Origin of the sequence: Prosthecobacter sp. (assembly GCF_014879935.1) — a bacterium.
GTDB lineage: Bacteria > Verrucomicrobiota > Verrucomicrobiia > Verrucomicrobiales > Verrucomicrobiaceae > Prosthecobacter.
On sequence record NZ_JACSRD010000167.1, the window covers coordinates 33,844 to 48,818 of the forward strand.

A 14,975-nucleotide genomic window follows, 5' to 3' on the forward strand; every position below is an offset into this window, starting at 1 on the left:
CTCACTCCCCTCATGCTCATTGACTGCCACAACCACCTCGGCGCCGACCTGCTGTTTTACCTGCACGGCGACTTTCCTTACTCGCAGCAGCTCGTGCAGATGCAGCATGAGGGCGGAGCGCTCGGCATCACGCACTGGATCGCGTTTCCGTTCGTCAGCTACGCGGCGATGGACGTGACGAAGTTCCGCAGCGGCGGGATCGGCTTCGGTCAAGGCGGCCTCGAAACGGTGCCGTATGCTTTTGAAAACAAGCGCCTGCTTGATGAGTGCCAGAAGCTCTTTCCCGAAGAGGGGAAACGCATCCTGCCCTTCGTCATGGTTGATCCGATGCGGAACACGGACGCGCAGGCCAAGGAGTTGGTGAAGCTGCGCGGCGAATACCGCTTCCACGGCATCAAGATCCAGAGCACCATCATCCAGTCCTTCATCAAATGCCTCGCGCATGAGGGCAAAGTCTTCCTTGATCTCGCTCGCGAGTGGGATGTGCCTTTCATCATCCACAGCAGCGTGGCCAAAGATGATCCTTGGGCCCAGGCGCATGACATCATCGACATCGCCGAGGCGAATCCCGACATCCGCTTTTGCGCGGCGCACTCCTGCCGCTACGACAAAGAATGCCTCGACCGCATCCAGGCACTGCCGAACGCGTGGTTCGACAACTCCGCACATTGCATCCACTGCGTCGGCGCGGTGGATGACCTGCCCTACATCGCCCCACGCGAGCGCCGCTTTGACAGCGACTACACCGATCCCGGTCGCGTGACCGCGGATCTGGCCGCCGCGTATCCAGACAAGTTCATCTGGGGCAGTGACTCACCTTTCTACAGCTACGCCGCCGAGATCAGCGGCAAGGTGGTGAAACTTATCAGCACCTACGAGGCCGAGATGAAAGCCCTCCGCGCCGCCGGTGACGAAGCCGTCCAGCGCATCACCTGCACGAACACGCTGAAGTACCTGAAGCTGACAGAGGCCGATTTGAGCCAACTGGCCTGAAACTTCGATTCTTGACCCTTTTTGAACTCGCCATACTTTTCCGCATGTCGCTCACCGCTCTCAAAAAAGAAGTCTCGCGCCTGACTTTGGCCGAACGCATCGAACTGGCGGACTTCCTTGCCCGTAAAGAACGTGGCAGCCAGACGGCACGCCGTGCTCGCATTGACCGGCGGATGAAGGCGATGGATCGCGGGAGAAAATACACCGCGGAACATCTCATGGCGGTGCATCAGGCGCTCAAAGCAGTGGGAAAGTGACCCATGCGCTACCGCTTCGTCATCGAGGATGAAGTGCTCGACGCCTTCATGCGTCTGCCTGCCCGCCGGCGGGAGCAGGTATTTCGCCACTTCCAGCGTATTGCTGATGAAGCGCCGCTTCCAGGCGATGAGGATTTTCAGGACACGGCGGGCCGATGGATCATGCGACGCGAGTTTAATGCATGGACGATCTGGTTCTGGTATGACGCTCCAGTCCATGAAGTCCGCATCGTTGATTTCCAGGCACGCCGTTAACACCCCACACCCCGATGAAAGCATTCTCTCTTGATGGCCACGCCGCCCTCGTGACCGGCTCGTCGCAAGGCATCGGCCTCGCAATGGGCAACACTTTGCAGGAAGCGGGAGCCAGTGTGGTGTTCCACGGGCTCCAGCCCTCGGTCGAAGGCATCGCCAGCTATGTTTCGGCCGACCTGATGCAGAACGACGGCCCCCAACGGCTGGTCGAGGCCGCCTTCGCCCTCGAACCCGGCCTCGACACGCTCGTTTGCAATGCAGGCAGCTTCTTTGACCTCCCGTTTCTGGAAATGACTCGCGAGCGTTTTGACAAGACGATACAGCTCAATCTCGCGTCGGCCTTTTTCACGGCGCAGGCCTTTGCGAAGCGGCTCGTGGCCGAAAACCGTGGCGGCAGCATCGTGATCACGTCTTCGACGAACGGCTTTCAGGGCGAGATGGACTCCTGCGCCTATGACGCGAGCAAAGGGGCGCTCGTGATGCTGACGAAGTCGCTCGCGGTGTCGCTCGCGGATCATGGCATCCGCGTGAACGGCGTCGCCCCCGGGTTGATCAAGACGCCGCTGACGGCGCAGTGGATGGAGTCGAAGGACCGATCGCTGCTCGATCACTACGAGAAAAAAATCCTGCTGCGCCGCGTCGGTGCGCCGGAGGATGTCGCTGGCGCAGTGACATTCCTTTGCTCGGCGGCGGCGAGTTACATCACGGGCGAGATCATCGTCATCGATGGCGGGCTGACGAGCTGCCAGATCGGCCGGATGTGAGCCGATCTGGCGAGGAGGTCAGCGAGTGACCTTTAAATGAAGGAAACGGGGCGGCCCTGAAAACGGAATGCTGGCTGTGGTGGTGCCGTCAGGCAGCGGGGTGCCTTGATCCACTCCCAAGGGACTCCAGTTGATGAGATCGTAGGAGGCTTCGACGACGTAGGTGACCTCGGGCCTGACGCGGCGATACGTGTAGGTGAACAGGGGCGATGCAGCCACGCCTTGGATTTGAGGACTGCTGATCATCGGGGAGAGATCGAGGGCATATTCGAGGAGGTTGCTGAGGCCATCTCCATCCGGATCGTCAAGATAGCCCTGCTGTCCGACGGGCACGGCAGCGTTGTTGAGGAAGGTCACAAAGTTGTCCACGGGAGCACCGGGATCGGCGGGGATGGTGTCCACACCATTGAGAACGATGAGGCGGTTGGCGGTGACGCCGCGATAGGTGGTGAAGGCACCGCCGACCCACAGGCGGCCGAGGCTGTCCTGTGCGAGGCAGCTCACGGAGTTGCTAAAGCCGCTCCCCGCCGCGCTGGCATAGGCGGTGTTGAGCGTGCCGTTGCTGTTGAGCAGTGCCAAGGAGTTCGCGGTGGTGCTGTTGTAGCTGCTGAAGGCACCGGCGATGAAGTAGCCGCCATTCACGGCAAGCGAATCTGTGACGGTGGCATTCGCCATCGTGCCACTGGCGGGCCACGGCGTGACGAGCGTGCCGTTCGCCGTGATGCGCTGCACCGCGCCGCTGCTGCCGGTGAGGATCAGATCGGTCGAGGAAGGCACCGCGGCGATGGCGGTCACCGCGAGGCCGCCGCTGTAGGTGAAGGTGCCGTCTGCGGTGCCGTTCGCATTCAGGCGCACGAGGCCAATGCTAGTGCCGACGAGCAATTTCCCATCGGTTAGCACCTGCACACAGTTCACACTGCTGGTGACGGCGGCGGTGAAGCCCGTGTCGCGGGTGCCATCGGCCGCGTTCAGGCGCACGAGGTAGTTGGCCCCGGTCGCGCCTGCGAAATTGGTGAAGCCACCGCCGACGAGCACGTTGTCGGAGGCATCGACGGTGACCACGCTCAGATTGGTCAGCGCCGCGCTGAGCTGGCTGTTGAAGCCGGTATCCAGCACTCCACTGGAGTCGATGCGGGCGATGCTAAAGCGCGAGACGTTGCCTCCGGTGGTGGCGAGCTGCACATAGTTCCCGACGAAGATAAAACGGCCCTGTGAGTCGCGCACGATGTCGGTGATGGTCACCGAGGCGGTGCTGTGCGGGAAATTGGTGTCCAAGGCGCCGGCGCTATTGAAACGCGCCAGACCACGCCGCGTCACGGATGTGCTGCCCACGGGTATGAGACTGGTGAAGCTGCCCACCGTGATGAAGCCGCCGTCTGCAAGCGGGATCACATCCAGGACCTGGTTGTTGTTAAATGACGGCAGCGTGAGGCCGGCGGGACTGGCGGCGTAAGCGGCGAAGGTCACAAGCACCGGCGTGGTCGTGACCATGCCGAGGCCGTTCGTGATGCGCACGCCGTAGTAGGCCGTATCGGCGAGCGTGGGCGTGGATAGCGTGAGGCTGGGGCCGGTGGCTCCGGGGATGTCGGCGATGGGGCTGCTGGCAGTACCTTTGAACCACTGATACGTCAAAGTCGCTGCGCCACGGGCCTGCACGGTGAGTGTGCGGCTGAATCCGGCCTCGGAAACGCCGCCGAGAGGCGCGGTGAGCACCTCGGGAGCACCGAGGTAGATCAGTTCGGCATCCACCGAGACAATCGTGCCGGAGACGGTGCTCGTGGCCTCGACATGATACAGGCCTTCATCGCCGGGGATGACGTTGGCGATGCTCAGCGTAGGTGAGGTGGCTCCGCTGACGCGTCCGACATTGCTCAACGGTGTGGTGCCTTTGAACCACTGCCACGTCACAGGCGAGGAAGCTGCGACACTCGCGGTGAAGGTGGCAGTCTGGCCGCCTTCGACCTGCGCGGTGACGGGATGGCTTTCAAACGCCAGCGCAGGAAGATCGCCATTCAGAATGAGCAGCCGGCTGGCGGTGCTGCTGCCATAGGTCTGGCTGAAGCTGCCGCCGAGCCAGATGCGGCCGGAGGGCTGCACCAGGCAGGCGGTGACGGTGCTGCCGAGCGCTGCCGACGCGCTGAACGTAAGGTCTGCCGTGCCGTTTAGCAGCAGGCGTCCAGGGGAAGCCGTGGGCAGCGTAAAGGTGCCGTTGAGCACCAGTTTGCCATCAGCCTGCACATTGACCTTGTTCACCGCGCCATTCAGCGAAGGTGTGAAGCTGGTGTCCTCTGTGCCGGTGGCGGTGGAGTAGCGGCGCAGGTAGGGCGAGCCCTGCCAGCCCATGTAAAACTGGCTGCCATCCGGCGTGAGCGCGAGATCATTCCCGATGCCAAACGGCCCGGAGAAGCCCGCCGCCGCTGTTCCGGCCGCCGTGATGCGCTGGACGCTGAAGTTGCTGCCGGAGATGAGGAAATCTCCTCCCGCGAGCGGCTGGATGCGGAAGACAGTGCTTGTCATGGAAAGAGTGAAGGCGGTGTCGAGCGTGCCATCGCTGTTCACGCGGGTGAGATACTGCCTTCCAGCGCCGGTGAGGCCGTTCCAGTTGGTGAAGGCACCTCCGACGTAAATTTTGCCGGTGGCACTGTCGATCCCAAACGACGTGACCTGGCCGCCAGGGCCGGTTCCTGGGTCAAAAGTCGTGTCGAGCGTGAAATCGGCGTTCAGGCGGGCGAGACGGTTGCGCGTGAATCCATTCACGGTGGTGAACTGGCCGCCGATGAGCCACTTGCCGTCGTTTTGCCGCGCGATGGCGTTGATGGCACTATTGGCGTTCACGTTCGGATTCGTGTCGTAGGCTCCATCCGGCCTCACGAGGGCCAGCGAGGTGTTGTTGTTGCTCGTGCTGCCTGCGCCGCCAGTGAAATTCATCACACTGGACCCGCCGACGAGCACGCGTCCGTCCGGCAGCGAGTAGAGCGCGGTAACAAAACTGCTCGCGGTGATGCTGGCGAGAGCGGGCACGCGTTCATACGGCACCGGTTTGACGAGGAGGAAGACCGGCGTGGTCGTCGCAGTGCCGAGTCCGTTCGTCACGGTGAGCGTGTAGCTGCCAGTATCGGTCGCGAGAGCACCGGTGAAGGTCAGCGTGGCCGTCGTGGCACCGCTGATGCGGCCGCCATCGGTCACGATGACGCCATCGCGCCTCCAAACATACGTCGCGGGTGCCTGCGCATACACTTGAGCGCTGAGCGAGGTGTTTTGGCCCGCGTAGATCGTCGTCGCGACCGGCGGCGCATGCACCACGGGCGCTCCGAGCACGTAAACATGCGCCACGGCGGAGGTGAGCGTGGTCGCGCCGGTGACTTGCACGGTGTAGTCGGCGTCATCGGCCGTGGTGGCGTTGCTGAGCGTCAAAACGGCCGTGGTGGCTCCGGAGACGTTTCCGCCATCGCTCAGCAGCGATCCGTTTTTGAACCACTGGAAGGTCAAGCCGCTGCCAAAGGTGCCGACACCGAGATACGCCGTGTCTCCAGGCGCGACGCCGGTGGTGGCGGGTTGCGTGACGATGCCCGGCGTGAGTGGATCTCCATTCAGACGCACTACACCGGAGGTGGCGACGCTGTTGAAGGAGGAAAACAGCCCCGCGATCCAAACCGATCCATCGGGTGCCACCGTGAGCACACGCGCATCCGCATCCGGCCCGGTGCCGATGGAGAAGGTGCTGTCACCATCGCTGGAGCCGGGAGTCGGGAACGGATTCGTGCCGAGCAAACGGAAGACACGGCCCGTGCCCGAGGTGCCGGTGCGTGTGGCGAGAATTTTGCCGCCGGGCGCCTGCGCGATCTGGAAGACCTGATCGGTGCCCGCGATGTTGGAGATCTGCGAGCCGGTGTTGGAGAGCTCGATGAGCGTGGTGGTGCCGCCCATGGCGAGCAGCACACGTCCATCCGCGAGCACGAGCAGGTCATTCGGCGTCGTGGTGCCGCCAAGCGAGCCGGTGTAGGCGGCATCACGCGTGCCATCCGTGTTCAAGCGGCCGAGGCGCGAGGCAGCCGAGCCAGCCAGCGAGCTGAAAAAGCCGGCGACGATGAGTTTGTCATCCGGCTGCACGGCGAGGGCGAGCACCGTGTTGTTCACGGCCGGTGCGTAGCCGGAATCGATCGCTCCAGTGGAGCTCAGGCGTGCGATATAGGACGCTCCGCCCAAATAAATGCGTCCGAGCGAGTCGAAGGCGAAATCATTGATCACCACAGCCGGGATGGAGCTGCCAAGCGCCGTGGTGAAGGCGGTATCGACGGTGCCGTCGGCATTCAGACGGCGCACGCGGCCGGTGAAGGAACCTGCGATCAAAATTTTGCCATCGGACTGCTTCGCCATCGCGGTGATGTTCGCGCCGGGCGCGTAGGTGTAGCTGGTGTCCGTGCTACCGTCCGGTTTCACGCGGATGAGGTAGGACTGCGGCACATTCGCGACCGCATTCGCGGTGAATGAACCACCGATGTAGGCGTGACCATCATTTCCGACGACGATGCCAGTTGGCGCGGAACCGAAGGCCGGACGTCCGAGCGTCGCCTGCCCTGCCGCGGGCCTGCCGGGCTGCGGACGCACCGAGACGAGCGACGGCGTGCTCAAATACGTGCCGGAGGCATTCGTCACGCGCACATGATACACGCCGCCATTCGCCAACAGAGCCGCAGGCACGCTGTAAGTCGCCGAAGTGGCTCCGCTGATGGCCACGCCATTGAGATACCATTGATAAGACAGCGCGGAGGGACTCGTGGCGGCCACGCTAAGCGTTAGCGCCTGCGATTCATACAGCGCGGTGGAGGCCACAGGCTGCGTGTTGATCGTCACGGGCGTGTCGTCGTCGATCAAAGTGACCGTCGCCGGTGCTCCAGCGCCCGCAGGGCCGCTTGGATTGCTCAGCGCGATGGTGAAGACACGATTCGCGTGAATGGAGGCATTGTTGAGCTTCGTGATGGTGATCGTTTTGTCAGCGGCGTCGCCCGCGGCCCAGGTGGCGGTGCCATTCGCGGCAACATAGTCCACACCGGCGGTCGCGGTGCCATCCACCGTCGCCCAGTCGATGGATGCGGCCTGCGTGCTGTCGCCGTAGCGTTTCAGCGTCAGCGTGAGCGTCGCAGCCTCTTCCAGCGTGGTCACACGCGGCGGCGCAAAGCCCAGCGTGCCGATTTGCGGGTTCCCCACGATCAGCGCGGCGGAATTCCGCGCCACGCCTTTATAAGAGGTGAATCCGCCCGCGATGAAAATCTCGCCCGTGGTGGTGTAACGCGCTGCATTCACCGAAACCGCGCCACCAGCGATGCCTGTGCCAGCGGAGAAGCTGCTGTCGATGGAGCCATCGAGATTCACACGCATCACCCCGGCCTGCGTGTTGCCATTCACCGTGGTGAAAGCACCAAACACAAACAAACGGCCATCGCGATAGATCACGCCGTTCGGATTCCCATTCAGCACGCCCGTGGCGAATTGAAACGTGGTGTCGCGGGTGCCGTCCGCATTCAGGATGGCCAGGTAACGCTGCCCCGGCGTGAAGAAGTCCGTGTTAAACCGCGCCGAGACCGCGAGGCGGCCATCCGGCAGCACATCGAGGCCGTTCACCCAGTTGCTGGTGCCAAAGTCGATGCTGCCATTCGTGCCAAACGTCGTGTCGATGGTCCCGTTGGAGTTCAAGCGCGTCAGTCGGTAGGTTCCGCTGGAAGTGCTGCCGTGGCGATGACTGATGAGCACCTTTCCATCCGCGAGCTCGCGAATGAGCACCACCGTGGCTCCCGTGCCTGCGGCGATCGTGTTCACCGTGGGCACCCAGGTCGCGTCGGTCGTGCCATCGGCGTTGAAACGCTGGATGCCGTTCGTGGAGGTCGCCGCGGCGGAGGTGCCAACGTAGAATTTAGCCGAGTTACCGAGCGCCAGCGCGGTGACCGGCCCGTTCACAAACACCGACCACGTGGAGTCGATGGTGCCGGTGGCGTCATTGTTGACGCGGAAAATTCGGGTGCTGAGATTCGACGTCGTGTTGCTCGGCAGGTGTGTGTAGGGGATGGAAAGATTGCCCGCGACGATCGCCCGTCCGTCCGGCATGGCCAGCACCGACGTGCCGCCGCTGACATTGATGCCGAAGCTCGTGGTGGGCTCCAAAACACCATCCGTGCCCAGGCGACGCAGCGCCGTTGTGGAGAGCATCAAGTAGCGCCCGGCACTGTCGATGCTCACGCCATGCGCAGTGGTCACGATGGGTGTGCCCGAGCCCGGCGCGAACGCATTCACGATGGAGCCTGCGGGGATCGAGATCGACACCACCGCGGTGCCGCTGTTCGTGAAGCCGTTCGCATTCGTCACCACCGCGCGGTAGGTGCCCGCATGCGTCGCCGCGCTGGCATTGGTGACGGTGTAAGTGGTGCTCGTGGCCCCGGGGATGTCCGTGAAGCCGGAGCCGGTGTCGATCTGCCACTTCACCGTGGCGCTCAGCACGCTGTCAAAGGCCGTGCTCAGCGTGAAGCTGGCCCCTTGCTCCAAACTGACCGCCTGCGGATTCAGCGTGATGAATGGCAAGGCATCGTCATCGAGGATCGTGACCAGCGTGGACGTGCCCGCACCCGGCAGGAAGGCACCGCCCGTCGGCGAACTCAGCGTCACGGTGAACGTGCGCGCGCCATCCTGCGCCGCGTCCTGCAAAATCGGCACCGTGATCGTTTTCAGGCTGCCATCGCCATCCGCCCAATTCAGCGTGCCGCTCACCGCCGTGTAGTCCGTGCCTTCCACCGCGGAGCCCGCGGTGATCGAATAAGAAACGCCCACTGCGCCCGTCAGCCCGGTGAAACGCGAAACCGAGAGCTCCACGGTGCCCGCATTCTCCGCCGTCAATCGTGTCGCGGAAACCATGCGCAACGTGCCCGGCTGTCCCGGCGCGTATTCATTCGTGATGCGCGCCAGATTGTAGCTTTCCACCGCCGTGTCGATGATGTGGTCAAACCAGCCGCCGATCACGAGCTTGCCATCCGGCTGCACCGCGAAGGAATAGGTGTGCGTGAGATACTGACCCTGCACCAGCGTGTAGGGCGGCACCGCCAGCGCCGCGTCCAACGTGCCATCCGCATTCAGCCGCGCGATCGAGGCCCGCGGCTGGTTGTTCCAGCGATTGAAGATACCACCGACCAAAATCGTGCCGTCCGGCTGCAGCGCGAGCTCGCCACCGGTCCAGCCATTTGGCCCGCTGCCCACATTCGCCATGAAGGCCGTGTTCACGCTGCCGCTCGCGTTCAAGCACGCGAAATTCAGGTTCGCCGTCGTCCCGGGAAAGGTGAAATCACCGCCGATCAAAATGCGGCCGTCCGGCAGCACCAGCAGCTCGTCGATGTCGCCAAACTCCAGCGCCCAGTTTGCGGTGAAGGACTGATCGAGCGTGCCGTCCGCGTTCAGACGCACCAACAACGGCGTTCCACCACCACCCGGCTTGGTCAGCGCCCCCGCCACGAGGATTTTGCCATCCGGCAGCACCGCGAGATCCTGCACCGCGTTGCTATTTGCCAGCGACACGTTCACGTTGTTGCAGAAGGTCGTGTCCCGCGCCCCGAGGCTGTCAACGCGCACGAGATTCGCCGCCGCGAAGACGCTGCCGGAGGTCATTCGATTGAAAGCACCGCCGACAAGCACTTTGCCGTCCGCCTGCTCCGCGATCGCCAGCACGTATCGCACGCCAAAGGCGACGCTGTTCGACACGCCGCCGAAATCGAAGCCCGAGTCGAGCGATCCATCCGCATTCAGCCGCATGATGCCGCTGCGCGAGGTGCTCTGGTAGCTTTGGAACACGCCGCCGACGTACATTTTGTCGCCAGCGACCACGAGGATCTTGTTCACCTCCGTCTGGCCCTGCGTGTCCGCCAGCGTCGAGGCGAACGCATTGAAACCCGAATCAAACGTGCCGTCCGCATTCAACCGCTTCAGCGAAGTCATCGCCGAACCCGCCGGCGGAGCCTGATAACGCGAGACATTCCCGCCCACGATGATTTTGCCATCCGACTGCAGCGCGACCGCATTCACCGCGCCTGTGCCTCCGCTGAAGGATGGATACGAATCCGGAGTGATCCCCGGGCTGATCGTCGTCGTGAAAGCCGGGTCCAGAGTCGGGTCAGTCGCCCATCCAGTCACTGGCATCAGAATTGAAACAACAAAACCAAGCAACGAACGAAGGGATATGGAGAGTCTCATGAAAAATGGCAGGCGAGCCAGTAGCAGGAAACGAACCAGCTTCAATCTCCGGAGATGAGCCATTTGTGATCTGAACAGGACCACAATTGCACAGGCGCAGTCGCTCAATCCAACATCTCACTTAGCGACGTGAGGCGGCCAGGCCTACACCGCATGCCGTGAGGCAACCAAGCAGGCTAAACCAGACGAAAGAGACGAGCTGCACAGGTTTTTCCGCCGTGAACCATCCATTTTGATATAGAAAGACCCCGAGCAGGACGGCAAATCCTGTGAAACAGCCTGTAAGGGCGCCGCGTGCGGTGACACGTTTTGTGAACATGCCGAGGAAGAACAATCCGAGCAGTGGCCCGCCGACGAGACCGATGACGGTGTTCACGGACTCGACGAGATTGCCCGGCATCGCCGACACGGCAAAGGCGAGCGCCATGACGAGCACGCCGTAGCCGACGGTGATCCAGCGGGCGTTGCTTACCTTTGTTGAAGCCGCGCCATCGGCGACACCGGAGATGCGCTGTTGGAAGTCGATCACCGTGGCGGAGGCAAGCGAGTTCAAGCCGGCGCTGATGGTGGACATGCTGGCGGCATAGATCGCCGCGATGAGCAGGCCGGGAAGACCGGCGGGCAATTGCGTGACGACAAAGTAAGGCAGGATCTGATCTTCCTTTTGAATCAACCCGGCCGCGAGAGGATCGCCGTGCGTTTTGTAGAACGCGTAGAGCACGAGCCCGGTGCCGTAAAAGAGCACCAGCACCGGCAGCACGAACCACAGTTTGATCCACAGCGAGCGCTGCGATTCCTTCAAGCTGCCGGCGCTGAGGTAGCGCTGCACGCTGACCTGATCGGTGGCCATTTGCACGAGGTGCAGGAAGGCGCCGGCGATGAGGATCGCGCCGAGGTTCACGCGTTCGGCGGGATTGAAGGAGAGACTCAAATTCATGCGGCCATCAGCCACCACCGTGTCCCACATGCCACCGAGGCCGCCGGGGATTTTTCCCAATGCCACGACGACAATCATGAGCTGGCCGCCAAAGAGCACGATGAGCTGCATCACATCCGTCCAGATGACGGCCCGCATGCCGCCGAGCGCGGTGTAGAGCGTGGTGAGCGTGCCGGAAGCTAGGATGGTGAGCCACAGCGGCAGGCCGGTGACCTTTTCCAGTGCCAAAGCGGGCGCGTAAGTGGCCGCCGCGAGCCACAAAGCCACGCGGAAGATGAATAGACCGGACGCGAGCAGTCGCGTGGACAGTGAGAAGCGCTCTTCGAGGAACTGATAGGCCGTGAAGTAGCGTGATTGATAAAACTTCGGCAGCATCCAGAGCGTCGTGAAGGGCGTGGCGATGAAAAACGCCAGCACGATGTAGGCGAACGCGAAACCATTCTTGTACACATCTGCCGGACCCGCGAGGTAGCTGATGCCGGAGAACAGCGCCGCGAGGATCGACATCGCCACGAGGATGCTGCTCATCCCGCGACCCGCGAGAAAGTAGTCGCCCAGCGATTTCGAGCCACGGGCGGAGAGCAGGCCGACGCTGACCGAGGCGGCGAGGTAAACGCCGAAGATCGTGTAATCGAGCCAGGAGAAGGTTGCGGACATGTTGCGAAGGCGTGTTAACGGACGGTGGGCGATGTGTTTCCTGGTTTGTTTAGCATGCCAGTCAATCCCGCGCGACGATGGAAAGTTGGCGCGTATTGAGTCCGACTTCCTGAGTGATCCGAGGCCATGCCAGACACCGTGTCCATCCCTTCCGCCATGCCATACACCGACACGAAGCCGGTGGGACACGCGGATTTCTACATGGCGGTGAACGCGACATTCCGCTTCATTCTTCGGCATCACGGCGAGGAGACGCTGCGGAAGTACTGGCGGGACATCGGCAGCAGCTATTACAACCCGGTCTCCGGGCGCTGGCGGGAACGTGGGATGGCTGGAGTGGCGGAGTATTGGCGGACTTTCTTCAAAGCGGAGCCGGGCGCGGAGGTGGAAGTGACCGAATCCGAGGATGAAGTGCGACTTCAAGTCAGGACTTGTCCGGCGATCCGGCATCTGCGCGAACATGGACGTGAGATCGTGCCGGAGTTCTGCCAGCACTGTTACTTTGTGAACGAAGCCATCGCGGAACCTGCGGGCATGACGGTGCGCGTGTGCGGTGGCAATGGCAGCTGCACTCAACGCTTCATCAAGCAAACGGCGGAAGTGCCGCCGCAAAACCTGGAGGACATCGCCACGGCGTCATGATCGGCTGCTACGACTTCTGCGGGCACTACGAGTGGACGTTTGAGTGGCTGCGCCAGCTCGGCGGTCATGATTTGGTCAAAGCCTACTGGGACGAGGCGATCCATCGCGATTCGCAGACCCATGCGGTCTATTTGATCATGGGGAAGGGGATCGAGGGCATGAAAGAATACTGGGGGCCGACATTGGCTGATGAAGGTGCAGTCTATGAGCGCACAGTGACGGAGGATGTCTTCCGCATCGACATGCACGAGTGCCCCTCGAAGGGTTTTCTCATCCACAACGGTCTGGAGCAATATCGTGACTACTGTGACCACTGCATGGGATGGATCGGTCCGTTGATGAAGACGGCGGGGTTCGTCATTGATCACGAGCACAACCACTGCGGTCAGTGCTGGTGGGAAATGCGCCGCAAGAGCGATGCCACGCCGGCCAGTGCTCCGGCTGCGTTGAGCGGTAGAGGCGATGTGCGATTGCGCCCCGATTGGAACTCTGACCACACTGACCACTATGAACGAGCGACTGATCCTGATGACAAAACGGCTGTTTCTTAGCTGCGTGATGCTTTCCACGGCTCACGCCGAGTGGGAGGCGCTGCCATCCATGCCGGAGCCGAACGGTGGTTTTATGTGCGGGGTCTCCAACGGCAAGATTGTGGTTGTTGGCGGCACAAATTGGGAAGGTGGGAAGAAGAACTGGCTCAAGGCAATTCATGCCTATGATCTTGCAACGAAGGCTTGGACGAAGGTGACGGAACTGGAGAATCCGGTGGCCTATGGAGCAGGGATGCAAATCGGCGATGGCTTCGTTTATCTCGGAGGAAGTGATGGCAAGCAGCCTGTGAAAGAGCTTTCAACCATCCGGTTGTCGGAACTGCCCGCTTCGACGGTTTTGACGGCAGGAGGAGCGGTGGGAAGCCGGTATGTCATTGCGGGCGGCACTGACGATGCCTTGAACGTAGCTGGCGTGCAGAGTGCGACGCACATGGTCGAGTGGGTGTCGGGAAACTGGGAGGTGAGCAAGGTGGCCGATTATCCTGGAAAACCTTTCGCCGTGGCTGCGTCCGCCGTTGTTGGAGATGAATTGTTTGTCTTTGGCGGCATGAACTATGACCATGCTGCGCAGCAGATCATGAACACGATCGAGTCGTATGCTTTCTCGCCTGCGAAAAACGTTTGGCGGAAACTCAAGCCGTTGGCGGTCGCACGACGTGGCATGGCTGCTGTGGCGCTTGATGAGAGCCTGATTTACATCGCGGGCGGATTCGCGGAGGAATTCACGACGGATGCGTTCATCTACGATGTGAGAAGGGACAGCTACAAGCCGGCGAAGCCACTGCCCTATGCGGCGATGGTGGCCTTGGTGAAGCTCGACGGCTTTGTCTATTGCCTCGGTGGCGAGGACAAGAAGCAGTCGCGCACGGACAAGTTCTTCCGCATCCCCGTGGCGGAGCTTTTGAAGTGATCACTTGGCCGTGTAACCGCCATCGACCGGCAGGTTCACGCCGGTGATGTATCTGGAAGCATCACTCAGCAGGAAAATGACTGCGCCGCCGAGATCGGTGTCGTCGGCCATGCGGCCGAGCATGGTGTGGTCGCAGTAGCGTTGCAGGAAGGGCTCCGGCTGGTGGTTGAAGAAGCCGCCCGGAGCAAGGTTGTTCACGCGGACATTCTTCGGGCCGTAGAGCGCGGCGTAGAAGCGCGTGAGGTTCTCCATGCCACCTTTGTGGAAGAAGTAGTCGGGCGGCATGTCACCCATGTTCGTGCCGGTGTAGAGCTCGTAGCTGGGGCCGATCATGCCCTGGATGCTGCCGATGTTCACGATGCTGCCGCGGCCTGCTCCGGCCATCTTCTGGCCAAAGTGACGGTGCATGAGCATGACGCCCGTGGCGTTCACGCGCATGGATTCGGCGAACTGCTCCGCAGCGCCATTCGCGCCCTTCATCGGCCGGAGCACGGCGTTGTTCACGAGGCCGTCGAGAGCACCGAAACGCGCATGCACACGTTCTGCGAGCGCGAGGACTGAAGCTTCGTCACCTTGATCGAGTGATTCCGCGGTCACCCGATGTCCCTTCGCCTGCTCTTCATCGGCGACGATCTGAAGCTTGCCCACATCGCGGGCAGCGAGGATCAAATTCGCGCCGGTTTGTGCCAGCATGGCGGCCAAACCACGGCCATACAACCCAGCGCCACCAGTGAGGAGGATGGTTTTGCCTTTGAGGGAGAAGAGATCGGCGGACATGAC

General features: G+C 62.0%; 10 protein-coding genes. 7 read left to right on the forward strand and 3 right to left on the reverse strand.

What is annotated here, in order from left to right; genetic code table 11:
- Positions 1 to 12 precede the first annotated feature (12 nt).
- From IAE77_RS16970 to IAE77_RS16985, 4 genes are read left to right on the forward strand one after another with little or no spacing between them, the layout of a single operon-like run.
- Positions 13 to 993, forward strand: coding sequence for an amidohydrolase family protein (locus IAE77_RS16970; protein WP_294228818.1), 981 nt, complete (start codon positions 13 to 15; stop codon positions 991 to 993).
- Between the two features lie 44 nt (positions 994 to 1,037).
- Positions 1,038 to 1,250 (forward strand): hypothetical protein, encoded by a 213-nt coding sequence (locus tag IAE77_RS16975; protein ID WP_294228821.1) that lies wholly within the window; start codon positions 1,038 to 1,040, stop codon positions 1,248 to 1,250.
- A 3-nt stretch (positions 1,251 to 1,253) separates the two neighbouring features.
- Positions 1,254 to 1,505 carry a hypothetical protein gene (locus IAE77_RS16980; RefSeq protein ID WP_294228823.1) on the forward strand — a complete coding sequence of 84 codons (252 nt, stop codon included), beginning with the start codon at positions 1,254 to 1,256 and terminating at the stop codon, positions 1,503 to 1,505.
- Positions 1,506 to 1,519: 14 nt separating this feature from the next.
- On the forward strand, positions 1,520 to 2,269 hold the full coding sequence (locus IAE77_RS16985; protein ID WP_294228825.1) for an SDR family oxidoreductase: 750 nt from the start codon (positions 1,520 to 1,522) through the stop codon (positions 2,267 to 2,269).
- An 18-nt stretch (positions 2,270 to 2,287) separates the two neighbouring features.
- Here the strand turns inward: IAE77_RS16985 and IAE77_RS16990 are convergent, their stop codons facing one another.
- Both IAE77_RS16990 and IAE77_RS16995 read right to left on the reverse strand, forming a co-directional pair.
- Positions 2,288 to 10,444, reverse strand: coding sequence for an immunoglobulin domain-containing protein (locus tag IAE77_RS16990; RefSeq protein ID WP_294228831.1), 8,157 nt, complete (start codon positions 10,442 to 10,444; stop codon positions 2,288 to 2,290).
- Between the two features lie 175 nt (positions 10,445 to 10,619).
- Positions 10,620 to 12,092: a sodium/solute symporter gene (locus tag IAE77_RS16995; protein WP_294228835.1), complete on the reverse strand. Its 1,473-nt coding sequence runs from the start codon at positions 12,090 to 12,092 to the stop codon at positions 10,620 to 10,622.
- Between the two features lie 156 nt (positions 12,093 to 12,248).
- Between IAE77_RS16995 and IAE77_RS17000 the strand changes: the two genes are divergently transcribed.
- The 3 genes from IAE77_RS17000 to IAE77_RS17010 are packed head-to-tail and all read left to right on the forward strand — an operon-like array spanning position 12,249 to position 14,195.
- Positions 12,249 to 12,734: a hypothetical protein gene (locus IAE77_RS17000; RefSeq protein ID WP_294228838.1), complete on the forward strand. Its 486-nt coding sequence runs from the start codon at positions 12,249 to 12,251 to the stop codon at positions 12,732 to 12,734.
- A complete protein-coding gene (locus tag IAE77_RS17005) occupies positions 12,731 to 13,285 on the forward strand; it encodes a hypothetical protein (protein WP_294228840.1) in 555 nt (184 codons plus the stop codon). The genes IAE77_RS17000 and IAE77_RS17005 overlap by 4 nt, the downstream gene beginning before the upstream one ends.
- Positions 13,286 to 13,292: 7 nt before the next feature.
- Positions 13,293 to 14,195 (forward strand): kelch repeat-containing protein, encoded by a 903-nt coding sequence (locus IAE77_RS17010; RefSeq protein WP_294228880.1) that lies wholly within the window; start codon positions 13,293 to 13,295, stop codon positions 14,193 to 14,195.
- Here the strand turns inward: IAE77_RS17010 and IAE77_RS17015 are convergent, their stop codons facing one another.
- On the reverse strand, positions 14,196 to 14,972 hold the full coding sequence (locus IAE77_RS17015) for an SDR family oxidoreductase (RefSeq protein ID WP_294228843.1): 777 nt from the start codon (positions 14,970 to 14,972) through the stop codon (positions 14,196 to 14,198). It abuts the gene before it with no gap.
- Positions 14,973 to 14,975: the final 3 nt, after the last annotated feature.